This window comes from Mycobacterium kubicae (assembly GCF_015689175.1).
GTDB classification, from domain to species: domain Bacteria; phylum Actinomycetota; class Actinomycetes; order Mycobacteriales; family Mycobacteriaceae; genus Mycobacterium; species Mycobacterium kubicae.
On the sequence record NZ_CP065047.1, the window covers coordinates 1,827,221 to 1,851,297 of the forward strand.

Below are 24,077 nucleotides of genomic sequence, written 5' to 3' on the forward strand. Positions count from 1 at the left end.
CCACTCCACTAGGCTGTGCGCTCGTGTCCCAGATCTCCCGTGACGAGGTGGCCCACCTGGCCCGGCTGGCCCGGCTGGCGTTGACCGACAGCGAGCTGGACAGCTTCGCCGGTCAACTCGACGCCATCCTGACCCACGTCAGTCAGATCCAGGCTGTCGACGTCACCGGCGTCGAACCCACCGACAATCCACTCAAGGACGTCAACGTCACGCGGCCTGACGAGACCACGCCGTGCCTGACCCAGCAGGAGGCGCTGGACCAGGCGCCCGAAGCCGTCGACGGTCGGTTCGCCGTGCCCCAGATCCTGGGGGAGAGTCAGTGAGCGACATCATCCGGCTCGACGCGGCGACCCTTGCCGCCAAGATCGCCGCCAAGGAGCTGTCGTCGGTCGAGATCACGCAGGCCTGCCTCGACCAGATCGAGGCGACCGACGACCGCTACCACGCCTTCTTGCACGTCGCGGCCGACGAGGCGCTGGCGGCGGCGACCGCCGTGGACAGCGCGGTGGCCGCCGGAGAACGGCTGCCCTCGCCCCTGGCCGGGGTGCCGCTGGCACTCAAAGACGTCTTCACCACCCTCGATATGCCCACGACCTGCGGCTCCAAGATCCTCGAGGGCTGGCGCTCGCCCTATGACGCCACGCTGACCTCGCAGTTGCGGGCGGCGGGGATACCGATCCTGGGCAAGACCAACATGGACGAGTTCGCGATGGGCTCGTCGACTGAGAACTCCGCCTACGGCCCTACCCGCAACCCCTGGAACGTCGAGCGGGTGCCCGGCGGCTCCGGCGGCGGCAGCGCCGCGGCGTTGGCGGCTTTCCAAGCGCCGTTGGCCATCGGCTCCGACACCGGCGGCTCCATCCGGCAACCGGCCGCGTTGACCGCCACCGTCGGCGTCAAACCCACCTACGGCACGGTCTCGCGGTACGGGTTGGTGGCGTGTGCGTCGTCGCTGGACCAGGGCGGGCCGTGTGCGCGCACGGTGCTCGACACCGCGCTGCTACATCAGGTGATCGCCGGTCACGACCCCCGCGACTCCACCTCGGTGCAGGCGGCCGTGCCCGATGTGGTGGGCGCGGCCAAGGCCGGCGCCGCGGGCGATCTGCGCGGGGTGCGGGTCGGGGTGGTCAAGCAACTGCGCGGCGAGGGGTATCAGGCCGGGGTGCTGTCGTCGTTCCAGGCCGCGGTCGAGCAACTGACCGCGCTGGGCGCCGAGGTGAGCGAAGTCGATTGCCCGCACTTCGAATATGCGCTGCCCGCCTACTACCTCATCCTGCCCTCGGAGGTGTCCAGCAACCTGGCGCGCTTCGACGCCATGCGCTACGGGCTGCGGGTCGGGGACGACGGCACCCACAGCGCCGAGGAAGTGATGGCGCTGACGCGCGCCGCCGGTTTCGGCCCGGAGGTCAAGCGCCGCATCATGATCGGCACCTACGCGCTGTCGGCCGGCTACTACGACGCCTACTACAACCAGGCCCAGAAGGTGCGCACCCTGATCGCGCGCGACCTGGATGCCGCCTATCAGTCCGTCGACGTCCTGATCTCGCCGACCACACCGACAACCGCGTTCGGGTTGGGCGAGAAGGTCGACGATCCGCTGGCGATGTACCTGTTCGACCTGTGCACGCTGCCGCTGAACCTGGCCGGCCACTGCGGCATGTCGGTGCCGTCCGGCCTGTCCGAGGACGACGGGCTGCCGGTGGGCCTGCAGATCCTGGCGCCGGCGCTGGCCGACGACCGGCTCTACCGGGTGGGCGCGGCCTACGAGGCCGCCCGCGGACCGCTGCCGACCGCGATCTAGCGCCCAGCTAGCGCCACGCCCGCGAGCAGATACAGAATCGCGCTCGACCGCGCGGATTTGGGCGATTTTGCGTCTGCTCGCGCCACCGGCCAGCGCCGAGGGGCAAGATAAAGGACATGCGGATCGGAATTCTCACCGGCGGCGGCGACTGCCCCGGTCTCAACGCCGTCATCCGGGCGGTGGTGCGTACCTGCGACTCCCGGTACGGCTCGTCGGTGGTCGGCTTCCAGGACGGCTGGCGCGGGCTGCTGGAGAACCGGCGCATGCAGCTGCGCAACGACGACCGCAACGACCGGCTGCTGGCCAAGGGCGGAACGATGCTCGGGACCGCCCGCGTCCACCCCGACAAACTGCGGGCCGGACTCGACCAGATCAAGCAGACCCTCGACGACAACGGCATCGACGTCCTGATCCCGATCGGCGGCGAGGGAACGCTGACGGCTGCGCACTGGCTGTCGGAGGAGAACGTGCCGGTGGTCGGAGTGCCGAAAACCATCGACAACGACATCGACTGCACCGACGTCACTTTCGGGCATGACACCGCGTTGACGGTGGCCACCGACGCCATCGACCGGTTGCACAGCACCGCCGAATCCCACCAGCGCGTGATGCTGGTCGAGGTGATGGGCCGCCACGCCGGCTGGATCGCGCTGAACGCCGGGCTGGCATCGGGCGCGCACATGACGCTGATCCCCGAGCAGCCCTTCGACGTCGAAGAAGTATGCCGGCTGGTCAAACGGCGCTTCCAGCGGGGAGATTCGCATTTCATCTGCGTGGTCGCCGAAGGCGCCAAACCCATCCCTGGCTCAATCTCGTTGCTGGAAGGCGGGATTGACGAGTTCGGTCATGAACGCTTCACCGGCGTGGCGGCCCAGCTGGGCGTCGAAGTGGAAAAGCGGATCAACAAAGACGTCCGGGTGACCGTGCTGGGACACGTGCAGCGCGGCGGCACCCCGACGGCGTACGACCGGGTGCTGGCCACCCGCTTCGGCGTCAACGCCGCCGACGCCGCGCACGCGGGGGAGTACGGACAGATGGTGTCGCTGCGCGGGCAGGACATCGGCCGGGTGCCGTTAGCCGACGCAGTGCGCCAGCTCAAACTGGTGCCGCAGACCCGCTATGACGACGCGGCGGCCTTCTTCGGCTGACGGGACTCTGTGACTTTGGTGTGACGGCGTCGTCGCACCGGTTATCGGCACCGGCGACCGGGTAACCGCCGGGCCATGCGCAACCGCGGTCCAGCTCGCGGTGTGGTTCAGCGGCCCGTTGCTGTACCCGGGCCTGCCGGCCCGCCGCCTTCGCCACACCTGCCGACAACCCCTGTCCAGCCCCGTTTCGACGTGGCCACCGTGCCCCAGAGGTTACGGCCGCCCGGTGTCGCGGCTCGCCCACAGCCACCGGGTTCGCCCGCGTCGACAGCGCCCTTGAGACGTCCCCGGACGCGGGCTGTGCGGCCCGAGCCAACGCCACAGTGGCCGGGTGAGGTCGCAGTCCCGTCCGTGCAAGCCGTCGAAGGCGGCGGCAAGGCCGATTGGCGGGTGCTGCTGCGTCGCCTCGCCAAGCTGTGGCGGCGTCCCGAGCGGGACGAGGCCTACTTGAATTGGCTGCGGCATCGGATTGCCATCCCCGTGGACCGCCCTTTTCCCATTGCCGTGCTGAATCAGAAGGGCGGCGTGGGGAAGACCACGGTGGTCGAAGCCCTGGGGTCGACGTTCGCCCAAGCGCGCCATGACCGCGTCATCGCCGTGGATCTCGATGGCGGGGACCTCGCCGAACGGCATGGTCGGCGCAACCACGTCAGCATGGTCGATCTGTTCACCGACGCATCGGTTCCCCGGTACATGGATGAGCGCGCGGACGCGTACCGAAACGGCTCGGGGCTGGACATGCTCGGGCTGCCCGATTACGCGCCCAGTGAGTGGCGATTCGAGCACGACGACTTCGTCAAGTCGGTGTCGGCACTGAAGAATCACTACTCGTTGGTCCTGATGGACTGCGTCAAGTCACTGAAATGCAGCGTGATGAGGGCCGTGCTGTTGGAAGCCGGAGCCCTGGTGATTGTCAGCGGTTCATCGGTGGACGCACTGAAGAAGACTCGAGCTACGCTGAATTGGCTGCGCGACAACGGATTCGAAAATTTGCTCCCGTTCACGGTGCTCGTGGTCAACCAAACCGATCGAAGTCGACCGACCGCCCCGGCGAGCACCGAACTCGGTCAGTTGTCTGCTCGGGTCGCGACCGTGGTGATGCTTCCGTTCGACCCGCACGTGCGTGAGGGGACCGAGATCAGCATGGACCGGTTGAGCAAGAAGAGCAGGCTGCGTTATCTGGAACTGGCCGCGATTCTGAGCGACATGTCCGCCAAGCGCGCGATACCGCGAGAGCACCGCGGGCACATTGGCGCGTATGCGCGGTCAGGTTGAATGGCTTTTACTGCCACTAATACGCCAAACAACCGGTTGCTTGAATTCAACGACGAACTAAATTCTTGGTAGCCGCTGCACTTGTTCACTGCATGTTTGGACGTTTGTTTGACGTGGACAGGTTTTCGGCCGACGTAATTTGGCAATTTCTCAGTCATGAGTAACCGCGGTCGTTATCGCGGAGGGGTGTTACCGGATGCCACCCGAAGGGCGGCGCCGAACTGGCGCGCCCGGGACGACTGGGCGGCCCCTACAGTGCCAGAACTGCGCAGAATAGACGGCCCCAGGCCGATCCAAAGGTTGGGCGAATCCTCGGCGCCCACGCCGGCAGCGATCCGGGCGCCTGCCCCGGTTCGCCCCCGCGAGCGGGTCCCCGGCGGGATCGCACTCGATGGCCTCGATCAGCAAGACGTCGACGAGTCGGCGCAGTTCTCCTGGCATGACCTGGTGTGGCGGATCAAGCGGATGGATTTCGGCCCGGGCAGGGGTGCGAACTACGAACTCGATCTGCGCGAGCGGATCCGGACCAGCGTCGGGACTGCGTTCCCGATCGCGGTCCTCAACCTCAAAGGTGGCGTCGGCAAGACGTCGGTGGTCGAAGCGCTCGGCTCGACGCTGGCCAGTGTGCGCAGGGACCCGGTCATCGGCATCGACCTCGACGGTGGGGACCTGTCGGATCGGCATGGTCGTCGCAGCCATCTCAACATGCTCGACCTTCTCCAAGACATCACCGTCACGCGGTATTCGGATGTGCGGGCACATACCTACATGAATAGTTCGGGATTCGAGGTACTCGGTCTGCCCGACTACGTCAACACCAATTGGCGCGTCGAGCGGCAAGATTTCATCAAAGTGTTTTCGATTCTCCGAAAGCATTACTCGCTGGTGCTCATCGACTGCGTCAAGGCGCTGAATTCCACCGTGATGGAAGCGGTCTTGCCGGAGTCGAGGGCGCTGGTGGTCGTCAGCAGCGCCTCGATCGACTCCATCAAGAAGACCAAGACGACGCTGGAGTGGTTGCGGCGCAACGGATATGCCAAGCTGATCGCCTCCACCGTGCTGGCGGTCAATCACACCGAGCCGCGCGAACTGGACACGTTGGCGGGCAAGGAACTCGAGCAGTTAGCCGCGCAGGTGGCCGCCACGGTGGTGCTGCCCTTCGACCGGCACATCCACGAGGGTAGAGAGATCGGCATCGACCGGTTGAGCAAGGAGAGTCGGCGCTGCTACCTCGAGCTGGCGGCCGCGGTGGCCGAGCGGTTCCCAGGTAGGGACGTGCGCCGCAACGACTACCGGTCTTGGTGAGGCGGGCTCTCGAGTCGGCCCGGTTCGGCCGGCAACGCCGGCCTCGCGACCGCCACGGGTCCTGATCGGTGGCGGCCCGCTTCGGCCGGCAACGCCGGCCTCGCGACCGCCACTAGGATCAACGTCATGACTGTTGCTGCCGGCGCACCCAAAGCTGCAGGGGCCGAACTGCTCGATTACGACGAGGTGATCGCACGTTTCGATCCCGTTCTCGGCCTTGAAGTGCACGTCGAACTGTCCACCAAGACCAAGATGTTCTGCGGCTGTGCCACCGCCTTCGGCGCCGAACCCAACACCCAGGTCTGCCCGGTGTGCCTCGGCCTGCCCGGGTCCCTGCCGGTGCTCAACCAGACGGCGGTCGAGTCGGCGATCCGCATCGGTCTGGCGCTCAACTGCGAGATCGTGCCCTGGTGCCGCTTCGCCCGGAAGAACTACTTCTACCCGGACATGCCTAAGAACTACCAGATCTCGCAATACGACGAGCCCATCGCCATCAACGGCTATCTCGAAGCGCCGCTGGAAGACGGCACCACCTGGCGGGTCGAGATCGAGCGGGCGCACATGGAGGAAGACACCGGCAAGCTCACCCACATCGGCAGTGAGACGGGCCGCATCCACGGCGCGACGACCTCACTGATCGACTACAACCGCGCCGGCGTGCCGCTCATCGAGATCGTCACCAAGCCCATCGTCGGCGCCGGTGAACGAGCGCCGCAGATCGCCCGCGCTTACGTCACCGCGCTGCGGCACCTGTTGCGCGCCCTGGACGTCTCTGACGTCCGGATGGACCAGGGTTCCATGCGGTGCGACTCCAACGTGTCCCTAATGCCCAAGGGCGCAACCGAATTCGGCACCCGCACCGAGACCAAGAACGTCAACTCGCTGAAAAGCGTTGAGGTGGCGGTCCGCTACGAGATGCAACGGCAAGCCGCCGTGCTGACCTCCGGTGGCCACATCATCCAAGAGACTCGGCACTTTCACGAGGCTGGGTACACCAGCCCGGGCCGGGCCAAGGAGACCGCCCAGGACTACCGGTACTTCCCCGAGCCCGACCTCGAGCCGGTGGCGCCCAGCCGCGAACTGGTCGAGCAACTCCGCCAGACGATCCCCGAGCTCCCGTGGTTGACCCGCAAGCGGATTCAGCAGGAGTGGGGCATCTCCGACGAGGTGATGCGTGACCTGGTCAATGCCGGCGCGGTCGAACTGGTCACCGAGACCGTCAAACACGGCGCCCCCAGCGAACAGGCCCGTGCTTGGTGGGGCAGCTTCCTGGTGCAAAAGGCCAACGAGGCCAAGGTCGGCCTCGACGAACTGGCCATCACCCCCGCCCAAGTCGCCACGGTGATCACGTTGGTCGCCGACGGCAAGCTGTCCAACAAGCTGGCCCGCCAAGTCATCGAAGGTGTGCTGGCCGGGGAAGGCGAGCCCGAGGAAGTGATGACCGCGCGTGGTCTGGCGCTGGTGCGCGACGACTCCCTGACCCAGGCCGCCGTGGACGAGGCATTGGCCGCCAACCCCGATGTCGCGGAGAAGATTCGCAACGGCAAGGTGGCCGCGGCCGGTGCGATCGTCGGCGCGGTGATGAAAGCCACACGCGGGCAAGCGGATGCGGCGCGGGTGCGAGAACTTGTCTTAGCGGCCTGCGGGCAGGGCTGACCACCCGCCGCGTGTGGTTGCGGCGACGCGACTCGCCCATACGGCGTTGTCAGCAGCACGCTCGCGCGCAGCAAAAGCCGAGATGTTAGACCTTGTCGTCGTTGTTGCGCGGGAAGCCGCCGCCCTGCGGGAACAGCGGGAACACCACGTCGTCAAGCTTTTCGGCGTCGCCAGCGGTTTTGTTCACCGTCGCACCCCAGACGTTGCCGTCCGGGGACATCCGTAACGCCCACGCGTGGGCGTGGGTGTCCTTGCGCACCACGTCGGGTTCACCGGTGACCGCACCGGTCGCCGGCGCCAGCCGTACCGCCACGGTGAGCTTGGTGTTGATCAAATTGACCAGCACGGTGCCGTCCATCGCCGCGCACCCGGCCACTCCGGGCTTGTCCGGCCAGGTCCACACCGTGGACACCTCGGACTTCTTGGTGATGCGCTGCAACCGGTCTGCGGTCGGTGTCCGGTCGGCGACGTACAGCGAGCCATCGACGGGATCGATGCACATGCCACCGCCGGCGCCGATGCCCGAGAGCGCCGTCGTGGGAGGGGCCTGCCCGATGGTGGTCGGCTGCTCGATGCGCAACACCTTGCCCGCCAACGACTTCGGGTCCGCGGCCGCCGCCGGGTTACCCGCGTCACCGGTCATGACGACCAGCGTGGTGGGGCTGGTGAAGATCAATGCGCCCATGTTCCCGGTCGCGCCCTTGGGAATGCCGGTCAAGATGTCCTTCGGAATGTCACCTTCGGCAATCCGGATGACCCGGTTGTCGCTGGGCGTACTGACGTAGGCATACATCAACCGGTCTTGCGAGTAGGTCGGCGACAGGACGATGTCCATCAACCCACCATCGCCGGACGGATCGACCGGGATCACCATTTTCACTTTGGGCTCCGCGCTGACCGAGATGTCCACGAGGGCGCCGGTCGTGCGCTCGGCCACCAGTGCGGTCTTGCTGTCCATGCCCATGATCAGGCCGCTGGTGCTTTCCAGGCACCCTTGCATCACCCCAGGTGCGGGGCAGGCCTTCGGGAACGGCGTCGGGGGCAGTGGCGGCGGCGGGGGAGGCGTGGAGCTGGGCGGCGGCCGTAGTTCGGGATTGGTGGTGAACGGCTGCGACTGGGCGTTGTTGAACCGCGCGCAGCCGCTCGACATCAGCACCGCCGCGCTCAACACCGCGAGCGCGCAACGAACCGACCGCCGTATCCGCATGACCGACAGGCTACGGGAATTTGGGATCGCGGCCGCCACCTACCACCGGGGCAGGGACGCATAGGAGACGGGGCGCGCGCAGAAGTCAGGTACCAATCCGGGCAACGGTACCGCCGGCGGCACCGGCGGCAACGGCGGCAACGGCGGTGGTTCGGCGACCCTAGGCGGCGGCGGTGGTGGGGTGTCCAACACCGGAGTGGGCCTGCGCCTCGGGAACGGCGGCAGCGGCGGCAGCTGAGCCAAAGGATCGGTCCGTGCGGCCCTTTTTGCGCATTTCGGCGGGCGAACTGCGGATTTAACCGGCCGAAGCGCCGCTCAAATCCCGGGTTTCAGGACCAAGTGCCTTTACCCTTTGACCCGTGACCAGTTCGAATGACGCACTCTGGCAGCGCCCGGACGATCCCCACGGGCCGATTGCGGCTCCCCCCGTCTCGGCGAGGCTGGTCGATCCCGAAGACGATCTGACCCCGGCGGCGTTCCAACGCGAACACACCGGAACCACCACCGTCATCCCGCCTTACGAGCCGGGCGCCCACGTTGGCGGGTCGGGATACAACTTGGTCGAGCACCAAGAGCCGCTCCCGTACGTCCAGCCGCAAGCGGGCAAACAAGCTTCGGCGATGCCCGCCGCGGTTGACTTCGACGAGGAAGACGACCGTGAGCGCGTCGGAGGCCGGCGCGGCACCCAGAACTTCGGACTGCTGGTCCTACGCGCCGGACTCGGAGTGGTGCTGATCGCCCACGGGTTGCAGAAGCTGTTCGGCTGGTGGGACGGCTCGGGCCTGAACGGGTTCAAAAACTCGCTCTCCGACATCGGCTACCACCACGCCGACGTACTGGCCTACGTCAGTGCGGGTGGCGAGATCATCGCCGGCGTGCTGCTGGTGCTCGGACTGTTCACCCCGCTGGCCGCCGCAGGCGCGTTGGCCTTCCTGATCAACGGCCTGCTGGCCAGCATGTCGGGCCGGCATTCGCACCCGTTCGCCTACTTCCTCCCCAACGGGCACGAGTACCAGATCACCCTGGTCGTGATGGCCGTTGCCGTCATCCTCAGCGGGCCCGGCCGCTACGGACTGGACGCGGGCCGGCGCTGGTCGCACCGGCCGTTCATCGGGTCGTTCGTGGCGTTACTGGTCGGCGTGGCCGCCGGGATCGGCGTCTGGGTGATGCTCAACGGGGTCAACCCGCTGGCCTGAGGTCAGCGGTACGGGTTGGGCACTCTGCCCTGACTCGCCTCGGTCAGCTGCGGCAGTGTCGCGAACGTCACTGCGGGCAACCGCACTTGCGTGCCGTCCTTGAGGTGCGCCCGCGCCCACGACCCGCGGTGAAAGCGCAGCCCGTCGATGTCCTCCCAGCGCACCGCCTGACTGCCCAGCAGCGTGCGCACCGTCACGCCCTGGTCGTCGGCAACCGTACGCAGGCGAATGATCAATGCCGACAGCAACACCGGGATCAGCAGCAAAGGCAGCGCTGCCGGCCAGGTCAGCACCGGTATCAGCAACGCCAGGAGTACGAAGCCGACGGCGAGATGCGCCATCGGCGACACTTTGATCACCACAGGCGATTCAGTAGCCACCCCTGCATCATTTCACTGTCCACCTCTGGGCTGCCGCCGCGCTCAGCGTGAACCCACGGCGCCCCCACGCGGCGTGTCGCCGCCGTGACCGCACCCTCGAAGCCCTGGACGCACACTGGATACGCCGGCCCGGATTTGACTGCTGACCAGTGCGAAGACTACCGTCGGACGCTATGGATACCGCCGGACAGCCCGGGATGCTCGTAGTAATTGGTAGGCGCGTTGGTGCCTGACTAGCATTCGAAGCGGTCCAGCACCAACGCGCAACCCTCGCAGCAGCTGAGCTGACGGGGGTTTTTTGTTGCCCACCAACGAGACTTCCACCCGATTAAGGACGAACAGCACAGTGAGCGCACCAACCAGGCCGCACTCCCCGCAGACGCAGCGCGCGGTCGACATCGCCTCGGACGCCGCGGAAACGCCGGCGGCAGCCCCCACGGCGCAACGCAAACACGTTGCACCGCACCAACTTACCGGCGCGCAGGCGGTCATCCGCTCGCTGGAAGAGCTCGACGTCGAGGTGATCTTCGGCATCCCGGGCGGGGCCGTACTCCCGGTGTATGACCCGCTGTTCGACTCCCAGAAGCTGCGCCACGTGCTGGTCCGCCACGAGCAGGGCGCCGGCCACGCCGCCAGCGGCTACGCCCACGCCACCGGCAAGGTCGGCGTGTGCATGGCCACCTCGGGGCCCGGCGCGACCAACCTGGTCACGCCGCTGGCCGACGCGCAGATGGACTCCATCCCGGTGGTCGCGATCACCGGCCAGGTCGGGCGCGGACTCATCGGCACCGACGCCTTCCAAGAGGCCGACATCTCCGGCATCACCATGCCGATCACCAAGCACAACTTCCTGGTCCGCTCCGGCGACGAGATACCGCAGGTGATGGCCGAGGCCTTCCACATCGCGGCCTCCGGACGCCCCGGCGCCGTGCTGGTCGACATCCCCAAGGACATCCTGCAAGGCCAGTGCACGTTCAGTTGGCCGCCGCGGATGAATCTGCCCGGCTACAAGCCCAACACCAAGCCGCACAACCGGCAGATCCGCGAGGCCGCCAAGCTGATCGCAGCGGCGCGCAAGCCGGTGCTCTACGTCGGCGGCGGTGTCATCCGCGGCGAAGCGACCGAGCAGCTGCGCGAGTTGGCCGACCTGACCGGCATCCCGGTGGTCACCACCTTGATGGCGCGCGGCGCGTTCCCGGACAGCCACCGCCAGAACCTCGGCATGCCCGGCATGCACGGCACCGTGGCCGCCGTCGCGGCGCTGCAGCGCAGCGACCTGTTGATCGCGTTGGGCACCCGTTTCGACGACCGGGTGACCGGCAAGCTGGACTCGTTCGCGCCGGAAGCCAAGGTGATTCACGCCGACATCGACCCCGCCGAGATCGGCAAGAACCGCCACGCCGACGTGCCGATCGTCGGCGACGTCAAGGCCGTCATCACCGACCTCATCGCGATGCTGCACCACTACGACGTCCCCGGCCACCTCGACATGGGCGAGTGGTGGGCCTACTTGGACGGTGTGCAGGAGACCTACCCGCTGAGCTACGGGCCACAGAGCGACGGCAGCCTGAGCCCGGAGTACGTGATCGAAAAGCTTGGTCAGATCGCCGGGCCCGACGCCGTTTACGTCGCCGGGGTGGGGCAGCACCAGATGTGGGCGGCGCAGTTCATTTCCTACGAAAAGCCGCGCACCTGGCTGAATTCCGGCGGACTGGGCACCATGGGCTACGCCGTTCCGGCCGCCATGGGCGCCAAGTTCGCGCTTCCGGACACCGAGGTCTGGGCCATCGACGGCGACGGCTGCTTCCAGATGACCAACCAGGAGTTGGCCACCTGCGCGATCGAAGGCATCCCGATCAAGGTCGCGCTGATCAACAACGGCAACCTGGGCATGGTGCGCCAGTGGCAAACCCTGTTCTACGAGGAGCGCTACTCCCAGACCGATCTGGCCACGCACTCCCATCGCATCCCGGACTTCGTCAAGCTGGCCGAGGCGCTCGGCTGCGTCGGATTGCGTTGCGAGCGGCCCGAAGACGTGGCCGACGTGATCAACCAGGCACGCGAGATCAACGACCGCCCGGTGGTGATCGACTTCATCGTCGGCGCCGACGCGCAGGTGTGGCCGATGGTCGCCGCGGGCACCAGCAACGACGAAATCCAGGCCGCGCGCGGCATCCGTCCGCTGTTCGACGACGAGAGCGAAGGACACGCCTGATGGCCACCACTTCGCCGAAGACACATACGTTGTCGGTGCTCGTCGAGGACACCCCCGGTGTGCTGGCCCGCGTGGCGGCACTGTTCTCCCGACGCGGCTTCAACATCGAGTCGTTGGCCGTGGGTGCCACCGAGCAAAAAGACATGTCGCGCATGACGATCGTCGTCTCCGCCGAGGAGACGCCGCTCGAACAGATCACCAAGCAGCTCAACAAGCTGATCAACGTCATCAAAATCGTCGAGCAGGACGAAGAGAACTCGATGTCGCGAGAGTTGGCGCTGATCAAGGTGCGTGCCGACGCGGGCAGTCGCAGTCAGGTGATCGAAGCGGTTAACCTGTTTCGTGCCAACGTGATCGACGTATCGCCGGACTCGTTGACCGTCGAGGCGACCGGCAATCGCGGCAAACTCGAAGCGTTGCTGCGGGTGCTCGAGCCGTTCGGGATCCGCGAGATCGCCCAATCGGGCATGGTGTCGTTGTCCCGCGGGCCTCGCGTTATCGGTACCGCCAAGTAATTTTGCACACTTTCGAAAAGACCGACGAGAAGGAGATATTGAGGTGGCAGATGCGCCCGCGCAGACGTTGGAGATGTTCTACGACGACGACGCAGACCTGTCGATCATCCAGGGCCGCAAGGTCGGAGTGATCGGTTACGGCAGTCAGGGCCACGCGCACTCACTGAGCTTGCGCGACTCCGGGGTAGAGGTCCGCGTCGGACTCAAGGAAGGGTCCAAGTCCCGCCCCAAGGTCGAGGAGCAGGGCCTCGAGGTCGACACCCCCGCCGAGGTCGCCAAGTGGGCCGACGTCATCATGCTGCTGGCCCCGGACACCGCGCAGGCCGAGATCTTCAAGAACGACATCGAGCCCAACCTCAACGACGGCGACGCGCTGTTCTTCGGTCACGGGCTCAACATTCACTTCGACCTGATCAAGCCGCCGGCCAATGTCACCATCGCCATGGTCGCCCCCAAGGGGCCCGGGCACCTGGTGCGCCGCCAGTTCGTCGACGGCAAAGGCGTGCCCGCCTTGATCGCGGTGGATCAGGACCCGCGCGGCGAAGGCGAGGCGCTGGCGCTGTCCTACGCCAAGGCGATCGGTGGTACCCGCGCCGGCGTCATCAAGACCACCTTCAAGGACGAGACCGAAACCGATCTTTTCGGCGAGCAGGCCGTATTGTGCGGCGGCACCGAGGAATTGGTGAAGACCGGGTTCGACGTGATGGTCGAGGCGGGTTACCCGCCGGAGATGGCCTACTTCGAGGTGCTGCACGAGCTGAAGCTGATCGTCGACCTGATGTACGAGGGCGGCATCGCGCGGATGAACTACTCGGTGTCCGACACCGCCGAGTTCGGCGGTTACCTGTCCGGGCCGCGGGTCATCGACGCCGACACCAAGCAGCGGATGCGCGACATCCTGCGCGACATTCAGGACGGCACTTTCACCAAGAAGCTGGTCGCCAACGTCGAGGGCGGCAACAAGCAGCTCGAGCAGTTGCGTAAGGAGAACGCCGAGCACCCCATCGAGGTCACCGGCAAGAAGCTGCGCGACCTGATGAGCTGGGTCGACCGGCCGATCACCGAAACCGCCTGAGCCGCAGCGGCTAAGCGGCCAGGCGCGCGGCTATCGACACCACTCGGCGCGCCATGTGGTCCAGCGCGTTGTTCGTCGCGTCTTCCAGGTCGTTGATGTTGTCGTGCGTGGAGATCAGGCTGACGCCATAGGGATTCCCGTCGACGAACTTCAGCGGGTCGGTGTAGCCCGGCGGCACGATGATCCCGCCGAAATGCATCAGCGTGAAGTACAGCGACAGCAGCGTGGACTCCTGGCCGCCGTGCCTGGTGTTCGACGAGGTGAAGGCCGCGTACACCTTGTCGGCGAGTTTGCCCTGGGCCCACAGCCCGCCCAGGGAGTCCAAGAAGGTGCGCAATTGCGCTGCGGGCGAACCAAACCGAGTTGGTGACCCGAAGATCACCGCGTCGGCCCAGAGGATGTCTTCGCCGGTGGCCGCCGGAAGGTCTTTGGTGGCTTCGTAATTCGCCGTCCAAGCGGGATTCTGCGCGAACGACGCGGGGTCGCGGGTTTCTTCGACATGGCGGACCCGTACCTCGGCGCCGGCGGCCTCGCCCGCCGCGGCGACGCGGTTGGCCATCGTGGTGCCGTGGCCGGTGGCCGAGTAATAGATGATCGCGAGTTTGGTCATGGCGTCAGCGTAGGACTCTGGTCTGGTCACACCAAGAGTCGCCGAAGGGCCCTTCGGCCTGAGTTGTCGCTGCGAGGCGGGCGAAAAGCACACCGCCTCCAGCAGAGACAGCTGTGGCGAATGTGACTCAACGCCAGACAATCAGCGCGATTCGCATCACGGCGACGTCCACCCGTCGACGGTCGCCGCTACACGGCTAGGCTGTCCGCGTGAACTTGCCTGTGGTGTTGATCGCCGACAAACTTGCCCAGTCAACCGTCGCCGCCCTGGGAGACCAGGTCGAGGTGCGGTGGGTAGACGGCCCGGACCGCGAAAAGCTGCTGGCCGCGGTGCCCGAGGCCGACGCGCTGCTGGTGCGGTCGGCCACGACGGTGGACGCCGAGGTGCTCGCGGCGGCCCCCAAGCTCAAGATCGTCGCCCGCGCCGGGGTGGGGCTGGACAACGTTGACGTAGACGCCGCCACCGCCCGTGGCGTGCTGGTGGTCAACGCGCCCACGTCGAACATCCACAGCGCGGCCGAACACGCCCTGGCGCTGCTGCTGTCGGCCGCCCGCCAGATCCCGGCCGCCGATGCTTCGTTGCGTGAACACACCTGGAAGCGGTCGTCGTTCAACGGCACCGAGATCTTCGGGAAAACGGTCGGCGTAGTCGGGTTGGGCCGCATCGGCCAACTCGTGGCCCAGCGCATCGCCGCGTTCGGCACCCACGTCGTCGCCTACGACCCGTACGTCTCGGCGGCCCGCGCCGCGCAGCTGGGCATCGAATTGCTGTCCCTCGACGACCTGCTGGCTCGCGCCGACTTCATCTCGGTGCACCTGCCCAAGACCCCGGAAACGGCGGGCCTGATCGACAAGGACGCGCTGGCCAAGACCAAACCCGGGGTGATCATCGTCAATGCCGCCCGCGGCGGGCTGGTCGACGAGACGGCGCTGGCCGAGGCGATCAGCAGCGGCCATGTGCGCGCGGCCGGGCTCGACGTGTTCTCCAGCGAGCCCTGCACCGACAGCCCGCTGTTCGAGCTGCCGCAGGTGGTGGTCACCCCGCACCTGGGTGCATCCACCTCTGAAGCCCAGGACCGTGCGGGCACCGACGTCGCCAAGAGTGTGCGGCTGGCCCTGGCCGGTGAGTTCGTGCCCGACGCCGTCAACGTCGGCGGCGGTGTGGTCAGCGAGGAGGTGGCCCCCTGGCTGGATCTGGTGCGCAAGCTGGGCGTGCTGACCGCCGCGCTCTCCGGCGAACTGCCGGCGTCGCTGTCGGTGCAAGTGCGCGGTGAACTGGCGGCCGAAGAGGTCGAGGTGCTGAAGCTTTCCGCGTTGCGCGGACTGTTCTCGGCGGTCATCGAAGACCAGGTCACCTTTGTCAACGCGCCCGCGTTGGCCGCCGAACGGGGAGTGACCGCCGAGCTGACCAAGGCCACCGAGAGCCCCAACCATCGCAGCGTGGTGGACGTGCGGGCGGTTGCCGCGGACGGCTCGGTCGTCAACGTCGCGGGCACCCTGTCCGGGCCGCAACTGGTGGAAAAGATCGTGCAGATCAACGGCCGCAACTTCGATCTGCGGGCCCAGGGCACCAACCTGGTGATCAACTACGTCGACCAGCCCGGCGCGCTGGGCAAGATCGGCACCCTACTCGGGTCCGCGGGCGTCAACATCCAAGCCGCGCAGCTGTCGGAGGACGCCGAAGGGCCGAGCGCGACGATCCTGTTGCGGCTGGATCAAGACGTGCCCGAGGATGTGCGCGCCGAGATCGCCGCGGCCGTGGGCGCCAACAAGCTCGAGGTGGTCGACCTGTCATGAGCGTCAACCTTGCGATCATTCCCGGCGACGGCATCGGCCAGGAAGTCGTCGCCGAAGCCGTCAAGGTCCTCGACGCGGTGCTTCCCGGCGCGCAGAAGACCGAGTACGACCTAGGCGCGCGCCGTTACCACGCCACCGGAGAAGTACTGCCGGAAGCGGTCATCGGTGAGCTGCGCCAGCACGACGCCATCCTGCTCGGGGCGATCGGCGACCCGTCGGTTCCCAGCGGGGTGTTGGAGCGTGGACTGCTGCTGCGGCTGCGCTTCGAACTGGATCACCATGTGAACTTGCGACCCGCCCGGTTGTACCCCGGTGTCGCCAGCCCGCTGGCCGGAGACCCCGAGATCGACTTCATGGTGGTCCGCGAGGGCACCGAGGGGCCTTACACCGGCAACGGCGGGGCGATTCGGGTGGGGACTGTCAACGAGGTCGCCACCGAGGTCAGCGTCAATACCGCCTTCGGCGTGCGTCGGGTGGTCGCCGACGCCTTCGAACGCGCCCGGCAACGCCGCAAGCATCTGACGTTGGTGCACAAGAACAACGTGCTCACCTTCGCCGGAGCGCTGTGGTGGCGCACCGTGCAGGAGATCGGCGAAAAGTACCCCGACGTCGAGGTGGCTTACCTGCACGTCGACGCCGCTACCATCCACATGATCACCAACCCCGGCCGGTTCGACGTCATCGTCACCGACAACTTGTTCGGCGACATCATCACCGACCTCGCCGCGGCGGTCTGCGGCGGCATCGGCTTGGCGGCCAGCGGCAATATCGACGCCACCCGCACCAACCCGTCGATGTTCGAACCAGTCCACGGCAGCGCCCCCGACATCGCCGGTCAGGGGATCGCCGATCCCACCGCGGCGATCATGTCGGTGGCGTTGCTGCTTGCTCACTTGGGGGAGGACGATGCTGCTGCTCGGGTGGATCGAGCCGTCGAGACCTACCTCGCAAGTCGCGGGAACGAACGGCTTGCCACCAGCGATGTCGGCGAACGGATTGCCGCCGCGCTCTGAGCTCCAACCCCGGCGGTAACAGCCGAACCGGCACCAGAGGCAGCGCCGCCAACGGAAACAAGCCGCACAGGAGCCACGCCGAGGGATAGCGGGCCGCGCTGATCAGCGCACCGAACAGCGGGGGACCGGCGGCCGCCATCACCCGCTGGGTGGTGTTCTGGATGCCCAACGCGCGGCCACTCCAGAACGGCCCGGCGAACTCCGTGATCGCGGTGGCCTGCAGCCCGTTGTCGAGCGTCGCGATGACCGAGATCGCCATCATCAGCGGCACGTCGTACAGCGAGTCGATGTGGTCGGACAAGGCCAGCAGGAACAGCGTCATGGCCGCGGCGACCGCGATCACCGCGACCGGTTGCATGCGCGAGCCGATGCGATCCGACCAGCGGCCGACGGCGATGCGGCCCACCGCGCCAAGCAGCTGGGAGATGGTCATCAAACCGCCCGCCGCGGCGACCGACCAGTGGTGGTGGTTGATCAGCCAGACCAGCATGAAGGTGACCGTCACCGTCTGCGGCATCATCAGCAGCGCGGACACTGCGTGAATGCGCCACAACACCGAAGAGCCGCGATAGGGACTGGCCAACTCCTCGCCGCTGGCCGACTGCCGGGTTTTCCGGGGCGGGTCGGTGATGCCGATAACGCTTGCCACCGCGGCCACCGTGCACGCGATGGCCGGAAACAGCAGACCCGCCTGGGCGCCCCGTTCGGCGAGTTCGGGGATCACCATGGCGCCCAAGGCGATGCCCAGCGGCTGGGCGGTCTGCCGAATTCCCATCGCCAGGCCCCGCTGCTCGGGTGGAAACCATCCCGACACCAGCCGGCCGCCGGCGCTGTTGCAACTCGCGGCGGCCATGCCGCCCAAGAACAGGAAAACGCCGATCATCACCAGGGAATGCATGGACGCCGCGCCGTAGGCGGCGGCCGCGGTGAGCACCGAACCCACGGTCATGACGATCCGCTCACCGACGCGGTCCAGCACATAACCCCAGGCGACCAGGGTGACCACCATGCCCCAGCTCGGCATCGACGCCAGCAAACCCGCTTGGGCCAATGGGGTTTCGCGGTTGCTCTGCAACGCCGGGATCAGGAAGGCGACCCCGTTGATGAACAGAAACGAGCTAGCCGTCACCAGCAGTGAGACGACCACGATCGACCAGCGGGCAGCGGAGCTGGTCGGATTTTTGAGCATCCCACCATGCTGACACAAACCGCTGTTCACCTGTTGGCAGCGCAGAAACACCGGTCGGGTCCCTAGGCATCAACCATGGTCGCGCATGACACGTCGCGTGTGGCCGGTGTGCCATGCAGTTCGGCCCAGGGCCACTGCCCGGCACGACCCGCCGCGAGGCGGTGCCCGACACTGGTTAGGCTCATCCGAATGCGCCTTGGTCGAATCGCCAGCCCAGACGGAGTCGCTTTCGTCAGCATCGAAGGTGAACTCGACGACCCCACCAACATGACGGCACGAGAAATCGCCGAGCACCCCTTCGGTACACCGAATTTCACCGGCCGCTCGTGGCCACTTGCCGATGTCCGGTTGCTCGCCCCGATATTGGCAAGCAAGGTGGTCTGTGTCGGCAAGAACTACGCCGACCACATCGCCGAAATGGGTGGCCAGACGGGTCCCGCCGCGGCGGACCCGATCATCTTCCTCAAACCCAACACCGCGATCATCGGCCCCAACGTGCCAATCCGATTGCCCGTCAACGCATCACCGGTGCACTTCGAGGGGGAGCTGGCCGTCGTCATCGGCCGGCCCTGCAAAGACGTCGCCGCCGCGCAGGCCGCCGACAACATCCTCGGCTACACCATCGGCAACGACGTATCGGCGCGCGATCAACAGCAGGCCGACGGCCAGTGGACCCGGGCCAAGGGCCATGACACCTTCTGCCCGATAGGCCCGTGGATCGTCACCGACATCGACCCGGCGGACATCGAGTTGCGTACCGAGGTCAACGGCGCCGTGAAACAACACTCGCGGACCTCGTTGATGATCCACGACGTCGGCGCCATCGTGGAATGGATTTCGGCCGTCATGACGCTGTTGCCCGGTGATCTCATCCTCACCGGGACACCCGCGGGGGTCGGCCCCATCGAGGATGGGGACACCGTCTCCATCACCATCGAACGAATCGGCACCCTGAGCAATCCCGTTGTGCGCAAAGGGAAATCGTGACCACCCCGAATCCTGACGCTGCCCCGGTCCGGGTCCGGTTCTGCCCGTCGCCGACCGGCATCCCACACGTCGGGATGGTCCGCACGGCCTTGTTCAATTGGGCCTACGCCCGCCACACCGGCGGCACGTTCGTCTTCCGCATCGAAGACACCGACGCCCAGCGCGACACCGAGGAAAGTTATCTGGCGCTGCTGGATGCGTTGCGGTGGCTGGGTCTGGACTGGGATGAAGGCCCCGAGGTGGGCGGGCCGTACGGGCCCTACCGGCAGTCGCAGCGCGGTGAGATCTATCGCGACGTGGTGGCTCGGCTGCTCGCGGCGGGCGAGGCCTATCAAGCGTTTTCGACGCCGGAAGAGGTCGAGGCCCGGCATGTGGCCGCCGGCCGCAATCCCAAGCTGGGCTACGACAATTACGACCGCACGCTGACGGACGCGCAGCGCTCGACCTACCTGGCCGAAGGCCGGCAGCCGGTGGTGCGGCTGCGGATGCCTGATGAGGACTTGACTTGGCACGACCTGGTGCGCGGTCGGACGACGTTCGCGGCCGGTTCGGTACCGGACTTCGCGCTCACCCGGGCAAACGGAGATCCCTTGTACACCTTGGTCAACCCGTGCGACGACGCCCTGATGAAAATCACCCACGTATTGCGCGGCGAGGACCTGCTGCCGTCCACCCCACGCCAAATCGCGCTGTACCAGGCGCTGATCCGGATCGGGGTTGCCGAGCGGACACCGCAATTCGCCCACCTGCCAACGGTGTTGGGCGAGGGCACCAAGAAGCTCTCCAAACGCGACCCGCAGTCCAATCTGTTCGCCCACCGCGACCGCGGCTTCATCCCCGAAGGCTTGCTGAATTACCTTGCGCTGCTCGGCTGGTCGATCGCTGACGACCACGACCTGTTCAGCGTGGCGGAGATGGTGGCCGCCTTCGATGTGGTCGACGTCAACTCCAACCCGGCCCGGTTCGACCAGAAGAAGGCCGACGCGCTCAACGCCGAGCACATCCGCCTGCTCGACCCGGCCGACTTCGCCGGGCGGCTGCGTGACTACTTCGCCGCCCATGGGCGGCGCCTTGATCTGGACGACACCGCCTTCGCCGTCGCCGCCGACCTGGTGCAAACCCGCATCGTCGTCCTCAGCGACGCGTGGGAGTTGCTGAAGTTCCTCAACGACGACGAGTACGCGATCGATCCCAAGGCCGCCGCCAAAGAACTGTCCGCCGACGGCGGGCCGGTGCTGGACGTCGCTCTTGTCGCCCTGAACGGGGTCGCGGATTGGACGACGACAGCCATCGAGGTCGCCCTCAAGGCCGCGCTGATCGACGACCTGGGACTCAAACCACGCAAGGCGTTCGGGCCGATCCGGGTGGCCGCGACGGGAACAACGATCAGCCCACCGCTGTTCGAGTCGCTCGAACTATTGGGGCGCGACCGCACACTGCAGCGACTGCAGGCAGCGCGAGAGCAGGTCGGAGCCGCCTAGCGCGGCGCTAAATAGGAACCAAGTGGGCGATTTGGTAGTCTGCACGTCGGCCCACAACGGCAGGCATCAAGCGCTTCGACCCACGCGGACAAGAGTTCGCAAAAGTGCTGTGACCAGCGGTTATAGGCGGCCAATGGGGTATGGTGTAATTGGCAACACAGCTGATTCTGGTTCAGCCATTCTAGGTTCGAGTCCTGGTACCCCAGCAAAATCTCGCCCGCCCAAGCGATTAGGCGGGTGTATCGCGGTGAGCTATGCTGACTGCTCGGATCGGTTCTGGCCCCGTCGTCTAGCGGCCTAGGACGCCGCCCTCTCACGGCGGTAGCGTGGGTTCGAATCCCATCGGGGCTACCAGTTATTGACCGATCTGCCCGTTGCCCTTCGCGGCCGGCGCCGTCGTCCCAGCCACCGGCATCTTCGGCAGGCCCAGCTTGCGGTGATCCCAGGAGCGGGTCCGCTGGCTGACGATGCGGACACCGACGCGCTTGTTCATCATCTGGTCCACGAACGGCTTGACTTCGTCGCTGTAGGGGCCGGTGTAGCGCTCCCAGACGCTGATTCCCACCCGGTGCAGGGCTTCGGGGTCCTCGACGATCTCGGCGGTGCCCTCGAACGACACGCCCCGCAACGTGTCGTAGGTGTCGCCGTCTTCGAGCAGGAAGCTCACCCGCGGATCGCGTTTGAGGTTGACCGCTTTCTGCGACTTGGCTTTGGTCTCGAGCCAGATCTCCCCGTCCACCACGGCGTACCACATGGCCGTCAGATGCGGTTGCCCGTCGCGGCCGATGGTGGCCAGGGTTCCGGTACGGCTCGAGTTGACGAAGTCGGCGATCTCCGCCTCGGACATGACGATGTCGGCGCGCTGGTTGGTTCCCATGGCGTCAGTCTGTCAGGCCGGGGGTCGCCCGTGTGCTTCGAGTGTGAAGTGGCGGCGCCGACTGTGCGCCGGTGGCGGGAACACCGCGAATTTCCCGCCGTGGCCGCTCACTCGGAGCCGTGTGCGCACACTGGGGCTAGAGCCGGCGCGCCAGGGCGTCGGCTGCGGCCAGCAGGTCGGCGGCCCACCGGGCACCGGGGCGGCGGCCGATGCGGTCGATGGGACCCGATACCGATATCGCGGCCACGACGATCCCGCGGCTGTCTCGCACCGGCGCGGAAACGCTTGCCACACCGGGTTCGCGCTCGGCCACACTTTGGGCCCAGCCGCGGCGGCGTACTTCGGCCAGCACCCGGTCGGTGAATTTCGCGGCCGGCAGCACGGCTGCCTGGGTCGCGGCGTCGCTGTAGGCCAGCAGCACTTTGGCGCCCGAACCTGCCGTCATTGGCAACCGCGCGCCCACGGGCACGGTATCGCGAAGCCCCGCAGGCGGTTCCAGTGCTGCCACGCAGACCCGGGAGGTGCCTTCCCGGCGATACAACTGAACGCTTTCCCCGGTGGTCTCGCGCAACTGCGGCAGCACCGCCGCGCTCGCCGCCAGCAGCGGATCGTTGACGTGGGCGGCCAATTCGGTGACCGCCGGGCCCAGCCGCCAGCGGCCCTCCTCGTCGCGCCCGAGCAGGCGGTGTACCTCCAATGCCGCCGCGAGCCGGTACGTGGTGGCCCTGGGCAGGCCGGTCCGCTCACACAGTTCGGCTAGCCCGCAGGGGGATTCCGCGATCGCGTGCAGCACGCCCACCGCTTTGTCTAGCACGCCGATACCGCTATGCTGTCTCACAAGGAGATACTAGCGTCTCGCATTGTGAGATCACCAGCCCTGATGGTCAGCGAGCCGCACCGAACGAATAGAGGCACAAATGTCCGCCGATACCCGCGCACCGCGCACCTTGGCCGAAAAGGTGTGGGAAGACCACGTGGTGGTCTCCGGCGCCAGTTCCGACGCTCCGGACCTGATCTACATCGATCTGCATCTGGTGCACGAGGTCACCAGTCCCCAGGCGTTCGACGGCCTGCGGTTGGCGGGGCGCCCGGTGCGCCGGCCCGACCTGACGATCGCCACCGAGGACCACAACGTGCCGACCCTTGACATCGACAAGCCGATCGCCGATCCGGTGTCGCGCACGCAGGTCGAGACATTGCGCCGCAACTGCGCAGAATTCGGTATCCGCCTGCACCCGATGGGCGACCTCGATCAGGGCATCGTGCACGTCGTCGGGCCGCAACTGGGCCTCACCCAACCCGGAATGACCGTCGTGTGCGGCGACAGCCACACGTCCACCCACGGCGCATTCGGCGCGCTGGCCATGGGGATTGGTACCTCGGAGGTCGAGCACGTGCTGGCCACCCAGACGCTGCGGCTGCGTCCGTTCAAGACGATGGCGGTCAACGTCGACGGTGAACTGCCTCCCGGCGTCTCGGCCAAAGACATCATCTTGGCCCTGATCGCCAAGATCGGCACCGGCGGCGGCCAGGGGCATGTCATCGAATACCGCGGCAGCGCCATCGAATCGCTGTCCATGGAAGGCCGGATGACGATCTGCAACATGAGCATCGAGGCCGGCGCCCGAGCCGGCATGGTCGCACCGGACGAAACGACGTACGAGTTCCTGCGCGGTCGCCCGCATGCGCCCACCGGCGCCCAGTGGGACGCCGCACTGGCCTACTGGGAACAACTGCGCACCGACGACGGCGCCGTCTTCGACACCGAGGTGTATCTGGATGCCGCCTCGCTGAGCCCGTTCGTGACATGGGGCACCAACCCCGGCCAAGGGGTGCCGTTGAACGACGCCGTGCCGGATCCGGAGTTGATGACCGACGACGCGGCCCGCCAGGCGGCCGAGAAAGCGTTGGCCTACATGGACCTTCGACCCGGCCTGGCCATGCGCGATATCGGCGTCGACGCGGTGTTCGTCGGCTCCTGCACCAACGGCCGCATCGAGGATCTGCGCGTGGTCGCCGAGGTGTTGCGGGGCCGCAAGATCGCCGACGGAGTGCGGATGCTGGTGGTGCCCGGGTCGATGCGGGTCCGCGCGCAGGCCGAAGCCGAGGGGCTGGGCGAGATTTTCACCGCCGCCGGCGCCGAATGGCGGCAAGCGGGATGCTCTATGTGCCTTGGCATGAACCCCGATCAGCTGGCCCCGGGCGAGCGTTGTGCGGCGACATCGAACCGCAACTTCGAAGGGCGGCAGGGCAAGGGCGGTCGGACCCACTTGGTGTCTCCGGCAGTCGCCGCCGCCACCGCGGTGCGCGGCACCCTGTCCGCCCCGTCCGATTTGAATTGACCTGAGCGA

At 66.9% G+C, this 24,077-nt stretch carries 21 protein-coding genes, 2 tRNA genes and 1 pseudogene; 17 read left to right on the plus strand and 7 right to left on the minus strand.

The window, feature by feature from the left end; translation table 11 throughout:
* The first annotated feature begins 23 nt into the window (after window positions 1-23).
* From gatC to gatB, 6 genes are all read left to right on the plus strand, one after another.
* Entirely contained in the window at window positions 24-323 is a 300-nt protein-coding gene (gene gatC, locus I2456_RS08675; RefSeq protein ID WP_085073421.1) for an Asp-tRNA(Asn)/Glu-tRNA(Gln) amidotransferase subunit GatC, read from the plus strand.
* Complete coding sequence (gene gatA / locus I2456_RS08680; protein WP_068024800.1) at window positions 320-1,801, plus strand: Asp-tRNA(Asn)/Glu-tRNA(Gln) amidotransferase subunit GatA; 1,482 nt, start codon at window positions 320-322, stop codon at window positions 1,799-1,801. Before gatC ends, gatA begins: the two co-directional genes overlap by 4 nt.
* Before the next feature lie 116 nt (window positions 1,802-1,917).
* Complete coding sequence (locus I2456_RS08685) at window positions 1,918-2,949, plus strand: ATP-dependent 6-phosphofructokinase (RefSeq protein ID WP_068024802.1); 1,032 nt, start codon at window positions 1,918-1,920, stop codon at window positions 2,947-2,949.
* Window positions 2,950-3,300: 351 nt separating this feature from the next.
* Window positions 3,301-4,224 carry a MinD/ParA family ATP-binding protein gene (locus tag I2456_RS08690; protein WP_241007904.1) on the plus strand — a complete coding sequence of 308 codons (924 nt, stop codon included), beginning with the start codon at window positions 3,301-3,303 and terminating at the stop codon, window positions 4,222-4,224.
* Between the two features lie 300 nt (window positions 4,225-4,524).
* Window positions 4,525-5,529 (plus strand): MinD/ParA family ATP-binding protein, encoded by a 1,005-nt coding sequence (locus I2456_RS08695; RefSeq protein ID WP_241007905.1) that lies wholly within the window; start codon window positions 4,525-4,527, stop codon window positions 5,527-5,529.
* A gap of 126 nt (window positions 5,530-5,655) precedes the next feature.
* Complete coding sequence (gene gatB / locus I2456_RS08700) at window positions 5,656-7,185, plus strand: Asp-tRNA(Asn)/Glu-tRNA(Gln) amidotransferase subunit GatB (protein ID WP_085073418.1); 1,530 nt, start codon at window positions 5,656-5,658, stop codon at window positions 7,183-7,185.
* A gap of 85 nt (window positions 7,186-7,270) precedes the next feature.
* Here gatB and I2456_RS08705 read toward each other — a convergent pair whose 3' ends face one another.
* Together I2456_RS08705 and I2456_RS08710 are read right to left on the minus strand one after the other, a co-directional pair.
* The gene (locus I2456_RS08705) at window positions 7,271-8,392 is read right to left on the minus strand and encodes a PQQ-dependent sugar dehydrogenase (RefSeq protein WP_068024811.1); all 1,122 of its coding nucleotides are present in this window, start codon (window positions 8,390-8,392) and stop codon (window positions 7,271-7,273) included.
* Between the two features lie 39 nt (window positions 8,393-8,431).
* Window positions 8,432-8,635, minus strand: a complete 204-nt coding sequence (locus I2456_RS08710; protein ID WP_139823080.1) for a hypothetical protein — start codon at window positions 8,633-8,635, stop codon at window positions 8,432-8,434.
* 116 nt (window positions 8,636-8,751) lie between these two features.
* On the opposite strand from I2456_RS08710, the gene I2456_RS08715 reads away from it, so the two are divergent.
* On the plus strand, window positions 8,752-9,588 hold the full coding sequence (locus I2456_RS08715; RefSeq protein ID WP_085073417.1) for a DoxX family protein: 837 nt from the start codon (window positions 8,752-8,754) through the stop codon (window positions 9,586-9,588).
* 2 nt (window positions 9,589-9,590) lie between these two features.
* Here the strand turns inward: I2456_RS08715 and I2456_RS08720 are convergent, their stop codons facing one another.
* On the minus strand, window positions 9,591-9,929 hold the full coding sequence (locus I2456_RS08720) for a PH domain-containing protein (protein WP_085073492.1): 339 nt from the start codon (window positions 9,927-9,929) through the stop codon (window positions 9,591-9,593).
* 385 nt (window positions 9,930-10,314) lie between these two features.
* Here I2456_RS08720 and I2456_RS08725 point away from each other — a divergent pair, with 385 nt between their 5' ends.
* From I2456_RS08725 to ilvC, 3 genes are all read left to right on the plus strand, one after another.
* The gene (locus I2456_RS08725) at window positions 10,315-12,183 is read left to right on the plus strand and encodes an acetolactate synthase large subunit (protein ID WP_085073416.1); all 1,869 of its coding nucleotides are present in this window, start codon (window positions 10,315-10,317) and stop codon (window positions 12,181-12,183) included.
* Window positions 12,183-12,698, plus strand: a complete 516-nt coding sequence (ilvN, locus tag I2456_RS08730) for an acetolactate synthase small subunit (protein ID WP_085073415.1) — start codon at window positions 12,183-12,185, stop codon at window positions 12,696-12,698. The genes I2456_RS08725 and ilvN overlap by 1 nt, the downstream gene beginning before the upstream one ends.
* A 73-nt stretch (window positions 12,699-12,771) precedes the next feature.
* Window positions 12,772-13,773: a ketol-acid reductoisomerase gene (ilvC, locus tag I2456_RS08735; protein WP_068025677.1), complete on the plus strand. Its 1,002-nt coding sequence runs from the start codon at window positions 12,772-12,774 to the stop codon at window positions 13,771-13,773.
* A 10-nt stretch (window positions 13,774-13,783) separates the two neighbouring features.
* Here ilvC and wrbA read toward each other — a convergent pair whose 3' ends face one another.
* Window positions 13,784-14,383 carry an NAD(P)H:quinone oxidoreductase gene (wrbA, locus tag I2456_RS08740; protein ID WP_068024825.1) on the minus strand — a complete coding sequence of 200 codons (600 nt, stop codon included), beginning with the start codon at window positions 14,381-14,383 and terminating at the stop codon, window positions 13,784-13,786.
* 209 nt (window positions 14,384-14,592) lie between these two features.
* On the opposite strand from wrbA, the gene serA reads away from it, so the two are divergent.
* Together serA and I2456_RS08750 are read left to right on the plus strand one after the other, a co-directional pair.
* The gene (gene serA / locus I2456_RS08745; protein ID WP_068165667.1) at window positions 14,593-16,179 is read left to right on the plus strand and encodes a phosphoglycerate dehydrogenase; all 1,587 of its coding nucleotides are present in this window, start codon (window positions 14,593-14,595) and stop codon (window positions 16,177-16,179) included.
* Window positions 16,176-17,192 carry a 3-isopropylmalate dehydrogenase gene (locus I2456_RS08750; protein ID WP_085073414.1) on the plus strand — a complete coding sequence of 339 codons (1,017 nt, stop codon included), beginning with the start codon at window positions 16,176-16,178 and terminating at the stop codon, window positions 17,190-17,192. The genes serA and I2456_RS08750 overlap by 4 nt, the downstream gene beginning before the upstream one ends.
* A gap of 181 nt (window positions 17,193-17,373) precedes the next feature.
* Here I2456_RS08750 and I2456_RS08755 read toward each other — a convergent pair.
* Window positions 17,374-18,381 (minus strand): annotated as a pseudogene (locus I2456_RS08755) (MFS transporter); the annotation flags it as partial.
* Between the two features lie 189 nt (window positions 18,382-18,570).
* Between I2456_RS08755 and I2456_RS08760 the strand changes: the two are divergent.
* From I2456_RS08760 to I2456_RS08775, 4 genes are all read left to right on the plus strand, one after another.
* The gene (locus I2456_RS08760; protein ID WP_085073413.1) at window positions 18,571-19,368 is read left to right on the plus strand and encodes a fumarylacetoacetate hydrolase family protein; all 798 of its coding nucleotides are present in this window, start codon (window positions 18,571-18,573) and stop codon (window positions 19,366-19,368) included.
* A 74-nt stretch (window positions 19,369-19,442) separates the two neighbouring features.
* Window positions 19,443-20,849: a glutamate--tRNA ligase gene (gltX, locus tag I2456_RS08765; RefSeq protein WP_241007965.1), complete on the plus strand. Its 1,407-nt coding sequence runs from the start codon at window positions 19,443-19,445 to the stop codon at window positions 20,847-20,849.
* Between the two features lie 134 nt (window positions 20,850-20,983).
* Window positions 20,984-21,055: transfer RNA gene (locus I2456_RS08770), tRNA-Gln, on the plus strand.
* A gap of 72 nt (window positions 21,056-21,127) precedes the next feature.
* A tRNA-Glu gene (locus tag I2456_RS08775) sits at window positions 21,128-21,203 on the plus strand.
* 1 nt (window position 21,204) lies between these two features.
* On the opposite strand, the gene I2456_RS08780 is transcribed toward I2456_RS08775, so the two are convergent.
* Together I2456_RS08780 and I2456_RS08785 are read right to left on the minus strand one after the other, a co-directional pair.
* Complete coding sequence (locus tag I2456_RS08780; RefSeq protein WP_085073411.1) at window positions 21,205-21,726, minus strand: PPOX class F420-dependent oxidoreductase; 522 nt, start codon at window positions 21,724-21,726, stop codon at window positions 21,205-21,207.
* Window positions 21,727-21,862: 136 nt separating this feature from the next.
* Window positions 21,863-22,564 carry an IclR family transcriptional regulator gene (locus tag I2456_RS08785; protein ID WP_068024857.1) on the minus strand — a complete coding sequence of 234 codons (702 nt, stop codon included), beginning with the start codon at window positions 22,562-22,564 and terminating at the stop codon, window positions 21,863-21,865.
* Between the two features lie 79 nt (window positions 22,565-22,643).
* On the opposite strand from I2456_RS08785, the gene leuC reads away from it, so the two are divergent.
* The gene (gene leuC / locus I2456_RS08790) at window positions 22,644-24,068 is read left to right on the plus strand and encodes a 3-isopropylmalate dehydratase large subunit (protein WP_068024859.1); all 1,425 of its coding nucleotides are present in this window, start codon (window positions 22,644-22,646) and stop codon (window positions 24,066-24,068) included.
* Window positions 24,069-24,077 lie beyond the last annotated feature (9 nt).

Excerpts from the sequence above, each read along its gene's own strand:
- I2456_RS08750 (WP_085073414.1), top strand. The coding sequence starts at position 16,176 with ATGAGCGTCAACCTTGCGATCATTCCCGGCGACGGCATCGGCCAGGAA.
- ilvN (WP_085073415.1), top strand. The coding sequence starts at position 12,183 with ATGGCCACCACTTCGCCGAAGACACATACGTTGTCGGTGCTCGTCGAG.
- I2456_RS08720 (WP_085073492.1), bottom strand. The coding sequence starts at position 9,929 with ATGGCGCATCTCGCCGTCGGCTTCGTACTCCTGGCGTTGCTGATACCG.
- ilvC (WP_068025677.1), top strand. The coding sequence starts at position 12,772 with ATGTTCTACGACGACGACGCAGACCTGTCGATCATCCAGGGCCGCAAG.
- I2456_RS08705 (WP_068024811.1), bottom strand. The coding sequence starts at position 8,392 with ATGCGGATACGGCGGTCGGTTCGTTGCGCGCTCGCGGTGTTGAGCGCG.
- I2456_RS08780 (WP_085073411.1), bottom strand. The coding sequence starts at position 21,726 with ATGGGAACCAACCAGCGCGCCGACATCGTCATGTCCGAGGCGGAGATC.
- I2456_RS08760 (WP_085073413.1), top strand. The coding sequence starts at position 18,571 with ATGCGCCTTGGTCGAATCGCCAGCCCAGACGGAGTCGCTTTCGTCAGC.
- leuC (WP_068024859.1), top strand. The coding sequence starts at position 22,644 with ATGTCCGCCGATACCCGCGCACCGCGCACCTTGGCCGAAAAGGTGTGG.
- wrbA (WP_068024825.1), bottom strand. The coding sequence starts at position 14,383 with ATGACCAAACTCGCGATCATCTATTACTCGGCCACCGGCCACGGCACC.
- I2456_RS08685 (WP_068024802.1), top strand. The coding sequence starts at position 1,918 with ATGCGGATCGGAATTCTCACCGGCGGCGGCGACTGCCCCGGTCTCAAC.
- gatB (WP_085073418.1), top strand. The coding sequence starts at position 5,656 with ATGACTGTTGCTGCCGGCGCACCCAAAGCTGCAGGGGCCGAACTGCTC.
- gltX (WP_241007965.1), top strand. The coding sequence starts at position 19,443 with ATGGTCCGCACGGCCTTGTTCAATTGGGCCTACGCCCGCCACACCGGC.